Here is a 19,604-nt window from a genome sequence, read left to right as displayed (position 1 = left end):
TCCGTCGAAGGGGCAGCCGATGACCACCCACGACAGCACGGTGGTGCCGAACCCGCGGCAGGAGGTGCCCGCCCCACCGGAACTCCACGGCACCGTCCGTACCGACCGGTCCGAGGCGGTCGACCCGCCGTACGCGGCCACCGGGCCGGGCGGCACCGACGGCGCCGGGACCGCCACCGCCCGCTCCCGCCGGCTGCCCTGGTACGCCATCGAGGCGGTCGCCAGCGTCGGCACCGCCGTGGCGTTCCTGGCCTGGAGCCGGACCGTCGACGTCGACCCGCTGGACCGCAAGGGGCAGGTCAGCGGGCTGGCCGCGTTGCAGTTCCGGTTCGCGGTGGTGGCGATAGTGCTGGTCACCGCCCTGGTGGTGGCCCACCGGCTGCTCGACCCGCGACGACGGGGCCGGGTGGTCACCGTCGGCTGCGCGGTCATCGCCGGACTGACCACCGGGCTGGTGGCCGGCGGCATCGACGTCGCCCTGCGCGGCACGCAGTGGGGCCTGTGGGCCGGCGGCGGCGACTACGGCTGGATCCTCGACTGGATCGGCCGGATGTCCCGCGGCGAGACCGTGCCCGACCACTACCCACCGGTCATCTTCTGGCTGATCCGGGGCTGGGCGAAGCTGAGCGGGCAGTCCCCGGCCTTCGCGATCAAGGAGATCCAGCTCGTCGGCACCGCCCTGTTCGGCCCGGCCGCCTACCTCGCCTGGCGGCTGGTCCTGCGCCCGCTGCCGGCACTGGGCATCGGCGTGGTCGCCATGCTGCCGTTCATCGAGCCGGTGAAACCGTACCCACAGATCACCCTGGTGATGCTGATCCCGGTGCTGGTCCGCTACCTGCGAACGGTCCGCCGCACCGCCGACCTCGGACCCCGCCGTACGGTCGGCCTCGGGCTCGCCTACGGCACCGGCCTGGGCCTGCTCTTCCTGCTCTACTCCGGCTGGTTCGTCTGGTGCGCCGCCGGTGCCGCCACCGCGTTCCTGCTGCTGGCCCCGTGGCGGCGGGCCTGGGCCCGGGTGCTGCTGCTCGCCGCCGCCACCCTGGCCGCCCTGCTGCTGGTCTCCTGGGTGCACCTGCGAGGCCTGCTCGCCGCCACCGGCGGCACCGCCGACAACTACTTCTACTTCGACACCGACACCGAGCCGACCTACATCGCCATGTGGCGCAACGACCGACCGGCGGACGTCGGCCCCGCCTGGCCGCCGCTGGGTGAACTCGGCGGGGTGGGCCTGTTCACCATCGCGCTCGCCATCGGGCTCGGCCTGGCGCTCTGGTTCGGCTGGCGCCGGACCGTGGTGGTCACCGTCGGGCTCTGCGCGGTCAGCGCCTGGTTGCTGCGGATGTGGCTGGCCAGCGAGCAGTGGGAGACGCTGACCGTACGCCTCTACCCGCGTACGACGATGGTGCTGCTCTACTGCCTGCTGATCCTCGGCGGCTTCGGCCTGCTCTACGCGCTCACCGCGCTGCGGCAACGGCTGGGCGCGTACTCCGGTGGTGCACCGGTCGGGGCGTCCGGTGGCGGCGGCGTACCGGTCGGGATCGTCTGCATCCCGCTGCTGTTCGTCCTCGCCTGCGCCGGCTCCGCCATGGCCGACCAGTACATGCCGGACAGCCGGCGCAACAGCACCGGGTACTTCGCCTGGATCGCCCAGACCCGGTGGTACCCGCACGTCGGTACCTGCTCGACCTACGGCCGACTGCACGACTGCGGCAGATCCGACCGGTCCACCCCACCGGCCGCCGACAACAGCCCACCGGCGAGCCCGAGCCCCACCCCGACGGCGAGCCCGTCGCCCGGTACGCCGGCGACCCGTTGAACCGGTCACCGCACGCCGGGTCAGCGGGCGAACGGCTCGATCATGACCGAGGCCGCCTTCAGCCAGGCCTGCCGGGTGTCGTGCTGGAGGTTGGCGTACTCGATCGACGAGCCACTCTCCAACGCCGGGTCGTACGGCACCACGACCACCGCGCGGGTACGCGTGGCGAAGTGCCGCTCCAGGTCCGCCTGCAAGGGCGACCGGCCCGGCGTCGGGCAGGAGACCAGGGTGACCGCGTTGTCGGCGAGTTCACCCATGCCCACCTCGTGCAGCAGGTCGAGCATCCAGTCGGCGGCGAACGCCGCGTCCTCGCGGGGCACCGTGGTCACCACCAGTTGGTCGGCGGCCTGGATCACCGTCTGCCAGTTGACGCTCTCCACGTTGTTGCCGGTGTCGACGCAGATCACGTCCTGGGTACGGCGCAGCAGGTCCAGCACCCGCCGTACGGTCTGCTGGTCCAGCCGGGAGGCGAACCGGGGGCTCTCCTCCCCGGCCAGCACGTTGTACGACCCGTCCGAGGCGTGCCGCAGGTAGTCGTCGAGGCGACCGGTCAGGTCCGTACCGGTGCGCAGTTCGACCTCGGCCAGGTCGGTGATCAGGTGCCGGATGGTCCGGGCGTGCCGGGCGCTGCCGGCGCGCAGCCCGAGCGTGCCGCGCAGTTCGTTGTCGTCCCAGGCGAGCACCCCCCGGTTGCGCACGCTGCCGATGGTGGCGGCGGCGAGCACCGTCGCGGTGGTCTTGTGCACCCCGCCCTTCGGGTTGGCGAAGGCGAGCACCCTGGGGGTGCCGAGGTCGCGACGGAGCACGCTGACCGCGCGGTCGACCTCGGCGTCCGGTGCGCCCTCGCGCCACTCGACCCGGCCGGGGCCGTAGGCGTTGCCGTTGGCCGGGGCGACGGCGGCAGCGCGGGCGGCGCCACGTACCGGGGCGACCCGGGCCGCCGCCGAGACCGGGGCGGGTACGACCGGGTCGGGCACCGGGGGCGCGACGACCGGGGGCGCGATGATCGGGGGCGCCGCGGCCGGCGGGCCGGCGGTCGGCAGCGGCACCGCGGTCGGCACCGAGGCCGCCCCGACGGAAGCCGACCGGGTGGGGACGTAACCGGGATCGACCCGACCGTACGCGGCGGGCTCGACCCGACCGAGGTCCGGTTCGGGGCGACCGTACGCGGCGGGCTCGACCCGACCGAGGTCCGGCTCGGCGCGACCGTAACCGGTCGACTCGGCCCGGCCGTAGCCCGGCTCCGCCCGACCGTAACCGGCGGCGTCGGCGCGGCCGTAGTCCGGCTCCGGCCGGCCGTAGGCGGGGCTGTCCGGGCGACCGTAACCGGCCGCGTCGGCCCGGCCGTAGTCCGGCTCGGGGCGACCGTAGGCGGGGGTGTCCGGGCGACCGTAGGCCGGCTCCGGCCGACCGTAACCGGCGGCGTCCGGTCGACCGTAGTCCGGTTCTGGGCGGCCGTACTCCGGCTCCGCCCGACCGTAGCCGGCCGCGTCGGCCCGGCCGTAGCCCGGATCCGCCCGACCGTAGTCGGTCTCCAGGGCGGCCCTGCGGTATTCGGACTCCAGGGCCGCGTAGCGGGACTCGACGGGCTGACCCGGCTCCTGGCGGTAGCCGTTGTCGAGGGCCGAATACCGGGACTCGGCCGGGTCCGGTCCGTAACCCGGCCCGACGGGACTGGCCGGCTCCGCCCGGTAACCGGCCTCGCCGGATCGGCCGACATCCGACCAGTCCTGCTGTCCACCGCCGGATCGGGGGGTGGCGAGTTCGGCGGACGCGCCGGCGGCCCGCAGGTCCTCCACCCAGCGGTCCTCCGGCTCGGGCTGCTCGGCGGAACGGCTGCCGCCAAGCCGCGCTCGGTCCAGCAACGCGCGCCAACGCGGTGCTGGTTCCGCCGGCCGGCTCCAGCCGGTCTCGGTGCCGTCCACGGCTTGCCCTCCCAGCGCCCTCGGTGCCCCGCCTGACAAGGCTATGAGGCAAACCCTATTAAGGCCACACCGGAGGGCCGACAGCAGTGTCCGGTTCGCCAGACAATGCGGTGACCCCGAGGGTATGACCGCCGCCGCTCAGCGGGCCGCCACCGGCTCCCCTTCCGTGGGCTCCACCAGGGAATCGTCGACCAGACTCGGTGCCGCCGACGGGCCCGGCGACGGCGGTGCCGAAGGCCCGGCCGGGGTCGGCGGCGTCACCGGCGGCGGACCGTTGGTCGGCGCGAACGTCGTCGGGCTCACACTCGGCGGGACCGTCGGCGGGACCGACAGCGGCGGCGGCGCGGTGCCGGGATCGGGAGCCGGGCCGGTGGTCGGTGCGCCGGTCGCCGCCGCCGACGGGACGGGGAGGCCGGCGTCGGCCGGTGGACGGGCCACGTCGAGCTGCTCCGGCAACGGCGGGGTGAACACCGCCCGGTCGAGCCGGCGCACCTCCGGCGCCGGGTCGACCGCCCGTACCCCCGGACGGGCCGCGATCCGGTCCAGCACCGTCGGGGTGGCCCGGACGATCGCCGCGTAGACGCAGGAGCAACCCTCGTCGTACGCGGTCGCCTCGTCGAGCGCGACCTGTGCCCCGGTGTCGTAGAGCCGGCGCAGTTCGGGATCACCGTCGGCGGGCAGCCCGGCGGCGCGGGACCGGTAGTCGGCGGCCTCCCGGTCCTTGCGCTCGGCGACCCGGCGCATGCCGGCGAGGACGTCGGACGGGATGCGCATGGCCGGGATGCGGACGAGTTCCGTCTGGGTCTGCGGCAGCGGCACCCGACCGAAGACCTCCGACACCGACACGTCGCCGACGATCGGGGTCAGCCGGTCCGGTGCCAGGTACGCCGCCAGCGTCACCAACGCGTACGTCTGGCCGCCCGGCTCGTCGGGTGGGCTGGCGACCAGTTTCCGCAGCTCGGTCCGGCTGGACTCGACGTAACGGGGGATCGAATCCCCCTCGATCACACCGACCCGGGTGACCTCGCCGACCGTCCGGTCACCGCCGACCTGCCCCCGGTCCGCCGCCCAGACCGCGGTGACCAGTACGGCGACCGACGAGAGCAGCGCGGCGGTGGTGAGCACCCGCATCCGGACCTGTCCCTGACCGAGCCGGGCCAGCCCCCGGGCGAGCGGCGGCAGCAGCCGTCGATCCAGCTGACGCAGCAGGTCACCGGCACGCACGGGCGGAACTCCCCCTTGTCGAGCGGGTCGATGGTGGTCGCTTCGACGCTCAGTCGCGCAGTATCGCGAGCGCCCGCTTCAGATCGTCAGGGTAGTCGCTGACGAAGCGAACCTCTTCGGCCGTACGGGGGTGGAGAAAACTGAGCTCTCGGGCATGCAACCACTGGCGATCCAGTCCGAGTCTGGCGGAAAGCGTCGGATCCGCGCCGTACGTCAGGTCACCCACGCAGGGGTGACGCAGGGCGGACAGGTGCACCCGGATCTGGTGCGTACGCCCCGTCTCCAGCCGTACGTCGAGCAGGCTAGCCGACGGGAACGCCTCAAGGGTGTCGTAGTGGGTGATGCTCGGCTTGCCGTCGGCCATCACCGCCCAGCGCCAGTCGTGGGTCGGGTGCCGGTCGATCGGCGCGTCCACGGTGCCGCGCAGCGGGTCGAGGTGCCCCTGCACCACGGCGTGGTAGCGCTTCTCCACCTCGCGCACCTTGAAGGCCCGCTTGAGCGCGCTGTACGCCTGCTCGCTCTTGGCCACCACCATCACGCCGGTGGTGCCCACGTCGAGCCGGTGCACCACGCCCTGCCGCTCGGCGGCACCGCTGGTCGCGATGGTGTGACCGATGCCGGCGAGGCCGCCGATCACGGTCGGGCCGGTCCAGCCGGGGCTGGGGTGGGCGGCGACCCCGACGGGCTTGTCCACCACGACGATGTCGTCGTCGGCGTAGATGACCCGCAGGCCGTCGACGGACTGCGGGACGACCTGCGGGGCGACCGGTGGTGCCGGCAGTGTCACCTCCAGCCAGGAGCCCGCGCTGACCTTGTCGGACTTGGGTCGGGGGGTGCCGTCGACCAGCGCGTCGCCGGCCTCGACCAGGGTGGCGGCGACGGTCCGGGAGAGCCCGAACAGGCGGGCGACGGCCTGGTCCAGGCGCATCCCGTCGAGTCCGTCGGGCACCGGCAGCGATCGTTGGTCGCCGACCGCGCGGGCCGGTCCCGTTCCGTACGTGGAGGAGGTCATGACACTTCCCGATCTCGACTGCCCGGTCCGGCGTCCGGGTCGCCCGGCGCCGTCCTGGTCTCGGTGGGGGCGTCCCGCTCGGTCCCGTCGGTGGCGCGGTCGGAGCCGCTGCGGACCCGGGTGCCGTCGCGCTGCCGGCCGGTGAGTTCGAGCAGGATCGCCAGGATCACGCCGCTGACCAGGGCGCTGTCGGCGAGGTTGAAGATCGGCCAGGTCTGCCCGTACGGGTCGAACAGGCTCACCATGTCGACCACGTGCCCGAGGAAGGGGCCGGGTGCCCGGAAGATCCGGTCGGTGAAGTTGCCGAGCGCTCCGGCGAGGACCAGGCCGAGCGAGATGGCCCAGGGCAGCGAGCGCAGCCGGGTCGCCATCCAGCCGATCCAGCTCACCACGGCGAGGGTGACCAGCGGGAAGACCCAGGTGTAGTCGGAGCCGAGCCCGAACGCCGCGCCGCTGTTGCGGATCAGGGTGAGGTAGACCGCACCGCCGAACAGCCGTACCGGCTCGCTGGGGGTCAGCGTCGACAGGGCCCACTGTTTGGTGCCGAGGTCGGCGAGGAGGACCAGCAGCGCGGTCGACACGAGGATCGTGATCGCCCGCCGTCGGCCCACCCCCACCTTCGGTTCGGCGGTGTCGGGCCCGGCGGGGCGTACTGCGGTCATCTGCTCCCCATCGACGTTCAGCGGTACTGCCTCTCACCCGTGGCGACGCAGCCCGTCGGCCCGGCGCGGCGGGGCGTGCCCCGGACCGCGCCGAGCCGGTCGCTCAGCGTCGTTCTTCCAACTGCTTGCAGGAGACACACAGGGTGGCGGACGGGAACGCGGCGAGCCGCTCCACCGGGATCGGGTTGCCGCACTTCTCGCACCAGCCGTAGCCGCCCTCGTCGAGCCGCTCCAGCGCCCGTTCCACCTGCGTGATCCGCTCCAGGATGCTGTTGGCGAGAGAGATCTCCTGCTCCCGCTCGAACGTCTTGGTACCGGTATCGGCCTGGTCGTCCCCGGCCGAGTCGGTCAGCCGGTCGCGCTGCAGCTCGGTTATCTCGCTCAGGGTCTGATCGTACTCGGCGCGCAAGTCGTCGCGCCGGGCTGCCAGGGCGGCCCGGATCTTCTCCGTCTCCGCGGTGCTGCGGGTGGCCTTCTCCGCCGACTTGCGTCCCGCTGCGGTCTTGGTGTCAGCTGGCTTCGCCATCGTCGCTCCCTCGGCCGCGTTCCCCGCGGCGATCGGCGGTGCCTGGACTCATCTGTTCCGCGACCCGGAGGTTGGGTCCGGCCGTGCCGTTCGCGGCCACCGTGCCGGTGTCCGACGTCGCGGCGGCGGGTGCCCGTCGCGCCAGCGCCCACTTCGCCAACGTTGCCGGACTGGGCGGTGTGACCGGTGCGACCGACGGCGGTGGGTTACCGGCAGCGGCGGCCGGGGCCGTCGCTGGTGCGTCCGGTACCGGTGTGCGATTCGGTCGTTCGGCGCCGGAATCGACCGGCGATGAACCGGAATCCGGGGCCGCCCCGCCCGCGGTTTGCGCCCGCTCGGCCATAGCGTCCCCCAGTTGCAAAACGGGCGCGCGGCGGGCCGCCGCGCACTCCGGAGGTTGGCAAGAATACGGAACGTACAGACGTCCGACAACACGCCGCACCGATGTCACGCATTTCAGCCCGGAGTAATCCCTAATCCGGGCAAAAAGAACCTAGCAGATCATCCGTCACGATCGTCACCACTTTCACCGAACCAACGGGCCAGTCGCCCGCGTCGGCTGACCGCCCGCAGCCGGCTCTCGGCCGCGTCCCGGACCTGCTCGGTGGCGACCACGAGCAGGCTGTCGCCGACCTTCAACCGGGTGTCCGGAGCGGGTACGAAGCCGCTGCCGTCCCGCAGCACCAGGGTCACCGCCGCCCCGACCGGCAGCCTGAGTTCGTCGATGTGCACCCCGGCGAGTCGGGAACCCGACGGTATCTCCAGCTGCAACAGGTCCGCGCCCATCCGCTCCAGCGGGGCCGTCTCCACCCGCAGCTGCGCCGCCTCGGCCGGAGCGACCACCCCGAGCCGGCGGGCCACCGGGGCCAGCGTCGAGGTCTGCACCACGGTGAAGATCACCACCAGGACGAAGACCGCGTCGAAGAGCCGGTCGGCACCGGGCATCCGTTCGGAGAGCGGGATCGTCGCCAGCACGATCGGCACCGCCCCGCGCAGCCCGGCCCAGGAAAGGAAGAGCTGGTCGCGCCCGGCGGTGCGGAACGGCGTCGCGGCGACCGCGACCGACAGCGGCCGGGCCACGAACACCAGGGCCACCCCGGCGACCACCGCCGGCAGCAGGGCGTTGCCCAGGCGACCGGGCGAGACCAGGAGCCCGAGCAGCACGAACAGGCCGATCTGGGCCAGCCAGGCGAGCCCGTCGGCGAATCCCAGGATGGCCTGGCGGTGCGGCAGCCGGGCGTTGCCCAGGACCACGCCGGCGACGTACACGGCGATGAAGCCGGAGGCGTGCAGTACGGTGCCGGCGCCGTACGCGAGCACCGTCAGCCCGACCGCGGCGATCGGGTAGAGACCGGACGACGGCAGCGCGGCCCGACGCAGCGCCCAGCGGCCGCCGAGACCGACGCCGAACCCGATCGCGGCGCCGATCACCAGTTCGTAGACGGCCAGGAGCACCTCCTGCCACCACGGGTGCGCGCCGAGCGCCGGGGTGGCGAGCAGGATGACCAGCAGCACCACCGGGGCGTCGTTCATGCCCGACTCGGCCTCGACGGTGGCGACCAGCCGGGGCGGCAACCGCAGCCGGCGCAGGGTGGCGAAGACCGCGGCCGCGTCGGTCGAGGAGAGCACCGCACCGTAGAGCAGGGCGAGCCGCCAGTCGAGCCCGAGCAGCAGGTGCACCGCCAGCCCGACCACGGCGATGCTGACCACCACACCCACGGTGGAGAGCAGCACGGAGACGCCGAGCACCGGACGCAGCAGGCTCCACCGGGCGGTCAGGCCGCCCTCGGCGATGATCACGATCAGCGCGCAGAAGCCGAGGATCCGGGTCAGCTCGGCGTCGTCGAACCGGATGCCGAGCCCGGACTCGCCGATCGCCACGCCGATGGCCAGGTAGACCAGGAGGCTGGGGACACCGAGCCGGGTGGAGAGCCGGACCGCGCCGACGGCGACCAGCAGCACCGCCGCCCCGACCAGGAGGGCGACGTCGAGGCCGTGCGTCATGCGCGCCCCGCGCGGACGGTCCTCACCCCGGCGACCCGTCCCGCAACTGACGCAGGCGGGCGTCCAGCACCTCGGCCGGGCCGTCGACCAGGAAGAGTTTGTCGCGGCTGGCCGCACCGGCCCGCAGCACCACGGCGGCCGGACGGACCGCGAGGGCCCGCGCCAGGGCCAGCCGGGCGGCCTCGGTGGCCCGGCCGTCGACCGCCGGCGGGTTGACCGCGATGACCAGGGCCGAGCCGTACGGGCCGGTGAAGGCGCCGCCGACCCGGACCCGGGCGGATCCGGGCTTGACCCGGACCGCGACGGTCACCGGGTCCTGGTCGGCCGAGGTGGAGCCACCGGTGGGCACGGTGCTTCGGCGCTCAGCCGCGATGGGTGTCGGCGAGCAGCCTGGTGTCCGGCTCGCAGACGGCGCACGGCGTGAAGCCGAGTTCGACCGCCTCGCCGACCGGCAGCGGTTCGGTCTCCCGGTCCCGCAGGTGCGGGCAGTCGGCCAGGTGGTAGCGCGGCCGGCCGTCGACCACCAGCACGTCGTCGGCCATCCGGGCGATCCGGGCGGCGTCGGCGGGCGGCACGTACTGCGCCGCCGGCTCGTCCGGGTACGGGTCGTCGTCAGTCGGTTCGGTACGGCCCGTGGCCGCCGGCCCCGCCGCCCCGGCCGGTTGCCGCCGGTCGCGGTCGTCGGTGCTCAGCGGATCGGGCCCACCCTGGTGGTGGCCGCCCTGATGGGGGACCAGCACCTCGACCGGCGCTTCGAACCCGGTCGCGCGGTCGTCGAGGTCGAACCGGTCGGAACGCCGCCGCTCGTGACCACGAGCACCGGCACCGGCCCGGCGAGGGTGCGGTTCACCGACACCCTCGCCACCGGCCAGCGGGAGTGACTCCTCCTCGGAGTCACCGGCCCCAGCGCGGATGGCGGCCGCCTGGCGGGCGCCCACCACCAGCGCGACGGCAGCCAACAGGCTCGCCGCGATGGAGGCGATCAGCAGCACGCTCGAACCATTGGCCAGCCCGAGCACGAGCAGCGCGACCGCGACGAGGATGAGCAGGAGACTTCCGACTATCACGGCTCACCCCTCGCCGCATCGTGTCCAGCTGTTTGTCGTCGTGCTTCGGGCCGAACCGTACGAACGGGTCAGCGCCCGGCTTCGAGCGCGCCGGACCGGCTGCCGCCGTAGGAGTTGGCCAGTCCGGCCGCGGCCAGGCTCGCGGATCCGCCACCGGACCGATTGCCGTCGGTCCGGGTCATCTCCGCTTCGAGACCCTGTCCACGTCCGTCGAGGTCCCGCAGCTGGCTCTCCAGGTACGCCTTGAGCCGGGTGCGGTACTCACGCTCGAACTGCTTGAGCTCCTCGATGTGCTTCTGCAACGCGGTGCGCTTGGCGTCCAGGCCGCCCATGGCCTCCTGGTGGCGCTGGCGGGCGTCCCGCTCCAGGGCGTCGGCCTTGGCCCGCGCCTCGCGGGTGACCTCCTCGGCCTTGGAGCGCGCGTCGGAGAGCAGCTTGTCGGCCTCGCGACGGGCGTCCGACACGTGGTCGTCGGCCGTACGCTGCGCCATCATCAGCACCCGCAGTGCCTGCTGCTCGCCATCGCCGCCCGCGACCGGGCCACCCTGCGACCGCACCTGCTCCAGCTCGGCCTGCATCGCCCGGGCGGCCTGCTCGGCCGCCGCCTTGTCGCGCTGCACCCGGTCGAGCTGGGCCTTGACATCGTTCAGCTCGGCGGCCAGTCGCGGGTCGGCGCCCGGGCCGGCTGGTGCGCCGCCACGACCGCCGCGCTCCACCTGGGCGCGAAGCTCGTTGTTCTCCTCGATCAGACGGGCGAGCTCTCGCTCGACCTCGTCCAAGAAGGCGTCGACCTCCTCCTCGTCGTACCCCCGCTTGCCGATCGGCGGCTTCTTGAAGGCGACGTTGTGTACGTCAGCCGGGGTCAGCGGCATCGAAACTCCTCGGGTCAGTTGCGGCCGCGTAGCGCGCTGGTCACCGGGTTGTTCACCCGTGGATCAACGGCCTTAACACGAACTCCATCAGCACGAACAGGATAACCAGGAGCACAAGGGAGGCCAGGTCGATGCTCACGGTACCAATTCGCAACGGTGGGATCACACGCCTCAACGCCTTGAGGGGCGGATCAGTGACGCTCCACACCGTTTCGAGTCCTGCTGACGCTCCGCGGCTCGGCTGCCAGCGTCGTCCGTACTGCAGGACGGCGCCCAGGACAAATCGGGCCAAAAGAACCAGCAAAAAGATGTAGAGGATCAGGTACAGGACTTGGAACAGGATCGAAGACACGGCAGGCGAGATCCCTCGGTCGGGCTAACTCAGGCTGAAAAACCCACCCTCAGCGATCTTGGCCTTGTCCTCCGCGGTGACCTGGACATTGGCCGGTGAGAGTAGGAACACCCGGTTGGTCACGCGCTCGATCGTACCGCGCAGCCCGAAGGCCAACCCGGCGGCGAAATCGACCAATCGGCGGGCATCCGCCTCATCCATCTCGGTGAGGTTGATGATCACAGGTACACCATCTCGGAAGTGTTCGCCGATGGTGCGCGCCTCGCGGTAGGTGGTCGGGTGCAGCGTCGTGATCTGGTACCGCTGGTCCTCCTCCGGCGCCACCCGCTCCCGCAACTGCACCTGCGGCGCGAGCGCCAGGTTGTCCCGGGTGTGGTACGTCAGCGCGGAGGACGGCTCGGTGGAGTTCGGCCGGGTGATCGACCGGACACTGGCCCGCTCGGCCCGCTCGGTCCGTTCCGGACGCTCGGCCCGCTCCGGCCGCTCGCCGTCGGACCGGTCCGGGTCGGCCGATCGGGTGCTGGCCCGCTCGGAGAGCCGCCCACCCCGGTCGGTGGACCGGGCGCGCGGCACCGTCGGCGGCTCGTCCGGCTCGTCGTCCTCGTCGGAGAACTCCTCGGCGTACCGGCTCTGCCGGTAACGCGAGTCGCCGCGGTAGCCGGCCTTGTTCTCGTAGCCGTCGTCGTAGGCCCGCTCGTCGTCCTCTTCGACCAGCCCGAGCCAGACCCCCGCCTTGCGCAGTGCACCCATCGCCGCGCCCCTCCGTCCGCCGTGCGACACGCCCCCCGTGCCCATGCCACTGTCACGCGCGTGAACACTGCAGTGCCCACCGGTCCGAGACCCGCTCGCCGACGACCGGTGTCCCGGTCGTCCCCCCTACCCCCCGATGGCGGTGAGTACGCCTCAAACAACACTGTTGTAGTTTGGTGTCCGGTGCCAGGCTACCGCAGCGTGGAACGCATTCCGAGCAACGCGCTACCGACGCGCACATGTGTCGCGCCGTAGGCGATCGCCGCCTCCAGGTCGCCGCTCATGCCGGCCGAGAGCAGCCCCGCCTCCGGATGGTCCACCCGGAAACCGGCCGCCACCTCGGCCAACCGGGCGAACGCGCGCTCCGGCTCCCAGCCCAGCGGCGCGACCGCCATCAGCCCGGCCAGCCGCAACGTGTCGTGCCGGGCGATCTCGGCGGCCACCGGGGACAGTCCCCGGTCGGCGTCGGCGCTGTCCGGCAGCGCACCGCCCCGGTCGGCGTCGCCATCGAGGCTGACCTGCACCAACGCGGCCAGCGGCCGGTCCCGCAGGCGTCCTGCGGCGGTGGCCAGCGCGCCCGCCAGACGGCCGCTGTCCACCGAATGGACCAGGTCGGCGTACGTGACCACCGAACGGGCCTTGTTGCGCTGCAGTTGGCCCACGAAGTGCCAGCGAACGTCCACTCCGGCGGCGGCGACCTCGGCCGCCTTCGGCGCGGCCTCCTGATCCCGGTTCTCGCCCATCTCCCGTACGCCGAGCCCGGCCAGCAACACCGCGTCACTGGCCGGGTACGTCTTGGTAATGGCGATCATGGTGACCGCGTCCCGGGTACGGCCGGCGGCCTCGGCCGCGTCGGCGATCCTGGTCCGGATCCGGGCCAGGCTGGCCGCGAGTTGCGCGCGACGGTCGAGCTGCGCCGCGCTGGCTGGTGCGTTCATCGGGCCGGCTCAGGAACCGTTCTTGAGAAAGTCCGGCACGTCCACGTCGTCGAAGAGCACCCGGCGGGTCGACTGGGTCGGCGCGGGCGGCGTGCTCTGGACGGTCGACGTCGAACCGTGGGCGACCACCGGCTGCGTCTGCGGCTGCGACTGGTTCGCCTTGCGCGGCGACTCGGCCGCCTTGTACGAGGGCGTACCGCCGTCGAACCCGGCCGCGATCACGGTCACCCGGACCTCGTCGCCGAGCGCGTCGTCGATCACCGCACCGAAGATGATGTTGGCGTCCGGGTGGGCCGCGTCGGTGACCAGTTGCGCCGCGTCGTTGATCTCGAACAGACCGAGGTCCGACCCACCGGCGATGGAGAGCAGTACGCCGCGCGCCCCGTCCATGCTCTGTTCGAGCAGCGGGCTGGAGATGGCCGCCTCGGCCGCCTCGACCGCCCGGTTGTCCCCGCGCGCGCTGCCGATGCCCATGAGCGCGCTGCCGGCGCCGCTCATCACGCTCTTGACGTCGGCGAAGTCCAGGTTGATCAGACCGGGGGTGGTGATCAGGTCGGTGATTCCCTGCACACCGGAGAGCAGCACCTGGTCGGCCTGGCGGAAGGCGTCCATCATGCTGATCCCCCGGTCGCCCAGGGCGAGCAGCCGGTCGTTCGGGATCACGATCAGGGTGTCGCACTGGTTGCGGAGTTCTTCTATTCCCGCCTCGGCCTGCACCTGCCGGCGCTTGCCCTCGAACGAGAACGGGCGGGTCACCACACCGATGGTCAGCGCGCCGAGCTTGCGGGCGATGTTCGCCACCACCGGCGCGCCACCGGTGCCCGTACCGCCGCCCTCGCCGCAGGTGACGAAGACCATGTCGGCGCCCTTGAGCACCTCCTCGATCTCGTCGCGGTGGTCCTCGGCGGCGTTCTTGCCGACGTCCGGGTTGGCGCCCGCGCCCAGTCCCCGGGTCAGCTCCCGGCCGACGTCGAGCTTGACGTCGGCGTCACTCATCAGCAGGGCCTGGGCGTCGGTGTTGATCGCGATGAACTCGACGCCCTTGAGCCCAACCTCGATCATCCGGTTGACGGCGTTGACGCCGCCGCCACCGATGCCGACGACCTTGATGACCGCCAGGTAGTTGTGCGGAGGTGTCATCGGGGTCCTTTCCCTTCGAGATTGGCGGCGCCGGCCCGTCACGCGGCCCGGCCGGACCATGGTCGACATTCACCCCGGTACGAGCGGGCGAAGGGAAACCCTAACCCTCTACTAGAGAGTTATAGTTATGTCAACCACTGATCCTCTCCGGGCAACGTAAGCGTCCGTGCGTCGTCAACCAAGGACCTTTGCGGCGTGTCGCCACGCCCGTCCACAATCGGTCGATCGCACCCGCGCGACGACCCGACCCGAACGGATCGACGGTGGCGCCCCTGCGACGCACCCGCCCGCCCGGCTCAGCGGATGGTCACCACGTCCGGCGAGCTGACGTCGATGGTGTCGCTGTCGTGCCCGAGCAGCGCGGTGGCCACCGTCGCCTTGTCGCGACTGCGCTCCCCGTCACCCCAGACCACGGTCCGGCCGCCACGGAGCTTGACCAGGATCCGCGCCGGACCCTCCACCACGACCTCGACCAGCTGCTCGCGCAGCTGCGGGGTCAACGCGGCCAGCACCGTCAACGCCGCACGGGTCGCCGGGTCCCCGCCGCCCGGCGATCCGACCCGAACCACCGGCAGGTCGGCCGGGCGCTGGGGCAACGTACGGAACACCACCCCGCCACCGTCCACGACCGCGAACTGCCGGCCCTGCGGCACCACCGCCGCCGGAGTCCGCTCGACCACCTCGACCAGCAGCGTTCCCGGCCACTGCCGGGACACGGTCACCCGCTGCACCGGCGGCAGCCCACCGACCCGGTCCCGGACCCCCGCCAGGTCCACCCGGGCCAGCGGCAACCCGGTCGGCACCAGGGCCACCTCGCGTACCTGCTCCGGAGTGGTCAGCGCGGTGCCGCTCACCCGCACCTCGCGGACCCCGAACAACGAGGTGCCGTAGACGATCCAGGCGACCAGGGCGGCGACCACCAGCACCGCACCGACACCGGCCCAGGGCAGCGCCGCGCGCAGCCGCCGCTGCCGGGCCCGGCGCATGAACCGCCGGGCCGACGGCGGCACCGCGTCACTGCCGGCCCGGACCAACCGCCACCGCCGCTCGGGACCGCCCCGGCCGGTCGAGCCGGGGCCGGCGGTGGCGGCACCACCCGGCCCGGCGGCCCGACCGCGCGGCGGCGTACCCGGCGTCACGCGCCGGGCGGAGTCGATCCGGCCGGGCCGGGCGCCACGACCGCGTCCCGATCCGCGTCGTCCGCCGGTCGACCGGCGAGCGCGGCGAGCAGTTCGTCGCCCATCAGCGAGATCGGCGGTGCGCCCATGGTCACCACCACGTCGCCGCGACCGGCCCGCCGGACCACCTCCGCCGGCACGTCCGCCCACGACTCCAGGAAGATCTTCCGCTCCGCCGGCAGCGGCACGGCCGCGGTCAACGCCGCCGCACCCTCCCCCGGCTGGCGTACCTCGCCGGGGCCGAAGACCTCCAGCATCACCACCTCGTCGGCGATGCCGAGCGCGGCGGCGAGCTGGTCCTGTAGGTCGCGGGTGCGGTAGACCCGGTACGGCTGGAAGACCACCAGCAGGCGCCCGTCACCGGCCACCTCGCGCAGGGTCTGCAAAGCCGCGGTCATCGAGGTCGGGTGGTAGGCGTACTCGTCGTAGACCAGGACGCCGCCGACGACGCCCTTGCGCTCGAACCGACGGCGTACGCCGGGGAACGTCCCGAGGGCGGTCACCGCAGCCGAGAGCGGCAGGCCCAGCTTCAGCGCGGTCAGCACCGCGGCGGCGCTGTTCAGGGCGAGGTGCCGGCCCGGCATCGGCAGCCGGATCTCGCCCAGCGACTCGCCGTCCAGGGTGGCCAGGTAACGCGCCCCGGCGGCGGACGAGACCACCTCGGACAGTCGCAGGTCGGCGTCGGCGGCCAGCCCGTACGTGTAGACCGTGCGGCCCTCCGCGCGCAGCGCCTCGGCCAGCCGGTGGGTGCCCGGGTCGTCGGCGCAGGTGACCACGAACCCGTCCGGGTCGGTCAGCCGGGCGAACTCCCCGAAGCCCGCCTCCAGCCCGGCGTAGTCGCCGTACGTGTTGAGGTGGTCCTCGTCGATGTTGGTGATGATCGAGACGTACGGCCGGTAGCGCAGGAACGAGCGGTCGCTCTCGTCGGCCTCGGCGACGAAGTACCGCCCGCTGCCGTGGTGGCCGTTGGAGCCCACCTCACCGATCTCGCCACCGATCACGAACGACGGATCCTCGCCGGCCTGTTGCAGGACCAGGGTGAGCATCGAGGTGGTGGTGGTCTTGCCGTGGGTGCCGGCGACCGCGATCGTCCGCCGCCCGGTCATCGCCGCCGCGAGAGCCTCCGACCGGTGCAGCACCCGCAGCCCGCGCCGACGCGCCTCGACCAGCTCCAGGTGGTCCTGCGGGATGGCGGTGGAGTAGACCACCGTGTCCACCCCGTCGAGGTTCACCGCGTCGTGACTCATGTGGATCGTGCCGCCGAGGGCGCGCAGGGCGGCCAGGGCCGGCCACTCCCGCAACTCGCTGCCGGAGACCGGGATGCCGCGGGTGAGCAGCAGTCGGGCCACCCCGCTCATCCCGATCCCACCGATCCCGATCAGGTGTACGGTGCCCAGGTCCTCGGCGGCGACCGTACCGGCCGGACTGGACTGCGCGGTGTTCATAGGACCAACCTTCCGTTCGCGATGGACCCGGTCACCGGGCCACCGCCTCGTAAACGAAGTCGAGCAGCGCCTCGTCACCGTCGCGCCGCCCGTAGCCGGCGGCCGCGGCACCCATCGCGGCCAGCCGGCGCGGGTCGCGGGCCAGCGGCAGCACGTTCTGCTCGACCCAGCCGGGGGTCAGTTCACCGTCGTCGACGAGCAGACCGCCGCCCGCCTCGACCACCGGCAGCGCGTTGCGCTTCTGCTCCTGGTTGCTGTGCGGGTACGGCACGTAGACCGCCGGCAGCCCGATCGCGGCCAGCTCGGCGACCGTCATCGCGCCGCCCCGGCAGAGCATCAGGTCGGCGGCGGCGTAGCCGAGTTCCATCTCCGACAGGTAGGGCAGCGTCACGTACGGCACCGGCAGGTCGGTGGGGACCGAGATGCCCTCGTTGCGGGCACCGATCACGTGCAGCACCTGCACTCCGGCGCGGGCGAGTTCCTTGGCCGCACCGGAGACGGCCAGGTTGATCGAGCGGGCGCCCTGGGAGCCACCGGAGACGAAGAGCGTGGGCAGGTCGGGCCGGAGCCCGAAGTGGGCCCGGGCGGCGGCCCGCTGGCCCACCCGGTCCAACCCGGTGATCCCCCGGCGCAGCGGTACGCCGACCACCCGGGCGTCGCGCAGCGACTCGGCCTGCGCCGGCTGGTGCGGGAAGCCGACCGCGACGTGCTTGGTGAACTTCATCCCGAGCCGGTTGGCCACCCCCGGCGGCACGTTCACCTCGTGGATCACGATCGGCAGCTCCCGCCGCCAGGCGGCCAGGTACGCCGGCACGGAGACGTAGCCGCCGAAGCCGACCACCACGTCCGCCCGGACCTCGTCGAGCACCTTGCCGGCGGCCTTGGACGCCTTCAGCATCCGGTCCGGGGTACGCAGCAGGTTCAGGTTCACCGACCGGGGCAGCTGGTACGCGGGGATCTGGCGCAGTTCGTACCCGTGCGGGGGGATCAGTTCGTTCTCCAGCCCTCGGGGCGTACCCACGCAGGTGATCCGTACTCCCGGGTCGTGACGGCGCAGGCAGTCGGCGAAGGCCAGCAGCGGGTAGATATGCCCCCCGGTGCCACCTCCGGCAAGCACTACCGACCGCAGCGGACCCATCAGCGTCTCCTCTCGTTCGCCGAGCCGGCACGCTCCCGTGCCGCCCGACCACCCGCCGCCCGACCACCCTCCGGCCGGGCCTGCCCGTCGCGCCGCTTACCCGATCGGGACTGGGGATCACGGGCGGCCGCGCCGGGACTGGTGCCCGAGCGCCGGCCCGTGGAAAGCGGCGGCAACGGGGCCCAGACTAGTCGTACCCACCGGGCCGGCGGGCGGGCGTTCAGGGCTCTGGCCGCGTCCGGTTCGGCGCGGGCGAACGAGGCGAGCATGCCGATCGCGGCCAGCGTCACCACCAGGGCACTTCCGCCGTCGGAGATGAACGGCAGCGGCAGGCCGGTGATCGGCAGCATGCCGGTGACCCCGCCGACATTGATGATCGCCTGGCTGACCAGCCAGGTGGTCGCGGCGGCGGCGGCGAGCCGGCGGAACGGGTCGTCGACCCGGCGGGCGATCCGCAGGCCGCTGTAGGTCAGTACGGCGAACAGGGCGAGCACCACGACGCAGCCGACCACGCCGAGTTCCTCGGCGACGACGGCGAAGATGAAGTCGTTGTGCGCCATCGGCAGCCAGTCCCACTTGGCGGTGCCGCGTCCCAGCCCGACCCCGAACCAGCCGCCGTGGTCGATCGCGAGGCGGGCCTGGTCCAACTGGTAGCAGGCCTTTTCCGCGCAGTCCTCCGGCGGGTTCAGGAACGCGGTGAGCCGCAGCAGGCGGTAGTTCTCGGCGTTCGCGCTGCCCGACCCGCCGCCACCGGAGGCGGCGGCGATCAGCAGCCCGACGCCGGCCAGCCCGAGCACGGTCAGGGCGGCGAAGACCCGCATCCGGACCCCGGCCGCCCAGAGCAGGCCGACGACCAGGGCGAGCAGGCAGAGCATGGTGCCGAGATCGTTGTAGCCGACCAGCAGGAAGAGCAGGCCGACCACCGGGAACAGCGGCAGGGCCAGTTCGCGCCAGTAGCCGAGCGCGGCGCCCTTGCGGGCGATCAGGTCGGCCCCCCAGAGCACCAGGCCGAACTTGGCCAACTCGGACGGTTGCAGCTGGACCGGGCCGAGGTGCAGCCAGTTCAGGCTGGCCATCAACGGGCCGAGCCTGCCCTCCTTGTCTACGGGATCCCCCACCGGGAACAGCAGCAGCAGTCCGTTGAGCACCAGCAGCAGCGCCACCGCCAGGGAGAGCACCGGCCGGCCCAGGGCACGGAAGGTGCGGGCGGGCAGGCGTTGGCAGGCCCAGAACGCGACCAGTCCGATCAGCGCGAAGAGGGTCTGCTTGGCCAACGCGCCGAAGGCGTTGCCGCCCTCGGCGTACTCCTTGACGCTGGTGGCGGAGAAGACCATGGTCAGCCCGATCACCAGCAGCAGGCCGGCGCTGGACAGCAGCAGGTAGTAGGAGGCCAGTGGGCGGTCCAGCAGGCCGCGCAGCGCGGCCAGGCCGCCGGCCAGGTCGAGGTCGCCCGGTCCCGGCCGGGTCGGTCCCGGTGCGGACGACCCCGTCGTACGTCCGGGGGCGGCGGTCTGCCGCGGATGTTCGCCGGTCATCTCGCCGGCCCCCGGGCCCC

General features: G+C 72.9%; 18 protein-coding genes. 1 reads left to right on the top strand and 17 read right to left on the bottom strand.

Features of this window, described 5'->3' with window-relative positions; genetic code table 11:
* The first annotated feature begins 19 nt into the window (after nt 1-19).
* Nucleotides 20-1,816, top strand: coding sequence for a hypothetical protein (locus ACZ6QQ_RS02965; RefSeq protein WP_465873844.1), 1,797 nt, complete (start codon nt 20-22; stop codon nt 1,814-1,816).
* A 20-nt stretch (nt 1,817-1,836) separates the two neighbouring features.
* On the opposite strand, the gene ACZ6QQ_RS02960 is transcribed toward ACZ6QQ_RS02965, so the two are convergent.
* The 17 genes from ACZ6QQ_RS02960 to ACZ6QQ_RS02880 all read right to left on the bottom strand — a co-directional run bounded on the left by ACZ6QQ_RS02960 (nt 1,837) and on the right by ACZ6QQ_RS02880 (nt 19,476).
* A complete protein-coding gene (locus ACZ6QQ_RS02960; protein WP_465874499.1) occupies nt 1,837-3,354 on the bottom strand; it encodes a MinD/ParA family ATP-binding protein in 1,518 nt (505 codons plus the stop codon).
* 525 nt (nt 3,355-3,879) lie between these two features.
* A complete protein-coding gene (locus ACZ6QQ_RS02955; RefSeq protein WP_465873842.1) occupies nt 3,880-4,965 on the bottom strand; it encodes a hypothetical protein in 1,086 nt (361 codons plus the stop codon).
* Between the two features lie 49 nt (nt 4,966-5,014).
* Nucleotides 5,015-5,977 carry an RluA family pseudouridine synthase gene (locus ACZ6QQ_RS02950; protein WP_465873840.1) on the bottom strand — a complete coding sequence of 321 codons (963 nt, stop codon included), beginning with the start codon at nt 5,975-5,977 and terminating at the stop codon, nt 5,015-5,017.
* Nucleotides 5,974-6,639, bottom strand: coding sequence for a signal peptidase II (lspA, locus tag ACZ6QQ_RS02945; protein ID WP_465873839.1), 666 nt, complete (start codon nt 6,637-6,639; stop codon nt 5,974-5,976). The genes ACZ6QQ_RS02950 and lspA overlap by 4 nt, the downstream gene beginning before the upstream one ends.
* A gap of 103 nt (nt 6,640-6,742) precedes the next feature.
* Nucleotides 6,743-7,165, bottom strand: a complete 423-nt coding sequence (locus tag ACZ6QQ_RS02940) for a TraR/DksA family transcriptional regulator (protein ID WP_329102442.1) — start codon at nt 7,163-7,165, stop codon at nt 6,743-6,745.
* A gap of 501 nt (nt 7,166-7,666) precedes the next feature.
* Nucleotides 7,667-9,169 (bottom strand): potassium/proton antiporter, encoded by a 1,503-nt coding sequence (locus ACZ6QQ_RS02935; protein WP_465873837.1) that lies wholly within the window; start codon nt 9,167-9,169, stop codon nt 7,667-7,669.
* 22 nt (nt 9,170-9,191) lie between these two features.
* On the bottom strand, nt 9,192-9,518 hold the full coding sequence (locus ACZ6QQ_RS02930) for a DUF167 domain-containing protein (RefSeq protein WP_465873835.1): 327 nt from the start codon (nt 9,516-9,518) through the stop codon (nt 9,192-9,194).
* A gap of 13 nt (nt 9,519-9,531) precedes the next feature.
* Complete coding sequence (locus ACZ6QQ_RS02925) at nt 9,532-10,236, bottom strand: hypothetical protein (RefSeq protein WP_465873833.1); 705 nt, start codon at nt 10,234-10,236, stop codon at nt 9,532-9,534.
* 68 nt (nt 10,237-10,304) lie between these two features.
* Nucleotides 10,305-11,108 carry a DivIVA domain-containing protein gene (locus tag ACZ6QQ_RS02920; protein ID WP_121155746.1) on the bottom strand — a complete coding sequence of 268 codons (804 nt, stop codon included), beginning with the start codon at nt 11,106-11,108 and terminating at the stop codon, nt 10,305-10,307.
* Between the two features lie 52 nt (nt 11,109-11,160).
* The gene (locus tag ACZ6QQ_RS02915; RefSeq protein ID WP_465873831.1) at nt 11,161-11,460 is read right to left on the bottom strand and encodes a YggT family protein; all 300 of its coding nucleotides are present in this window, start codon (nt 11,458-11,460) and stop codon (nt 11,161-11,163) included.
* A gap of 24 nt (nt 11,461-11,484) precedes the next feature.
* On the bottom strand, nt 11,485-12,210 hold the full coding sequence (locus tag ACZ6QQ_RS02910; protein ID WP_465873830.1) for a cell division protein SepF: 726 nt from the start codon (nt 12,208-12,210) through the stop codon (nt 11,485-11,487).
* A gap of 191 nt (nt 12,211-12,401) precedes the next feature.
* A complete protein-coding gene (locus ACZ6QQ_RS02905; RefSeq protein WP_465873828.1) occupies nt 12,402-13,148 on the bottom strand; it encodes a YggS family pyridoxal phosphate-dependent enzyme in 747 nt (248 codons plus the stop codon).
* Between the two features lie 9 nt (nt 13,149-13,157).
* Nucleotides 13,158-14,288: a cell division protein FtsZ gene (ftsZ, locus tag ACZ6QQ_RS02900; protein WP_465873826.1), complete on the bottom strand. Its 1,131-nt coding sequence runs from the start codon at nt 14,286-14,288 to the stop codon at nt 13,158-13,160.
* A 296-nt stretch (nt 14,289-14,584) separates the two neighbouring features.
* On the bottom strand, nt 14,585-15,322 hold the full coding sequence (locus ACZ6QQ_RS02895) for a cell division protein FtsQ/DivIB (protein WP_465874497.1): 738 nt from the start codon (nt 15,320-15,322) through the stop codon (nt 14,585-14,587).
* 101 nt (nt 15,323-15,423) lie between these two features.
* Entirely contained in the window at nt 15,424-16,911 is a 1,488-nt protein-coding gene (murC, locus tag ACZ6QQ_RS02890) for a UDP-N-acetylmuramate--L-alanine ligase (protein WP_465873824.1), read from the bottom strand.
* A gap of 31 nt (nt 16,912-16,942) precedes the next feature.
* A complete protein-coding gene (gene murG / locus ACZ6QQ_RS02885; RefSeq protein ID WP_465873822.1) occupies nt 16,943-18,049 on the bottom strand; it encodes an undecaprenyldiphospho-muramoylpentapeptide beta-N-acetylglucosaminyltransferase in 1,107 nt (368 codons plus the stop codon).
* On the bottom strand, nt 18,049-19,476 hold the full coding sequence (locus tag ACZ6QQ_RS02880; RefSeq protein ID WP_465874495.1) for an FtsW/RodA/SpoVE family cell cycle protein: 1,428 nt from the start codon (nt 19,474-19,476) through the stop codon (nt 18,049-18,051). The genes murG and ACZ6QQ_RS02880 overlap by 1 nt, the downstream gene beginning before the upstream one ends.
* Nucleotides 19,477-19,604: the final 128 nt, after the last annotated feature.

This window comes from Micromonospora sp. NPDC049529 (assembly GCF_055586685.1).
Note: the sequence above shows the minus strand (reverse complement) of the source record. Positions and strands in the feature narration are given on the sequence as shown.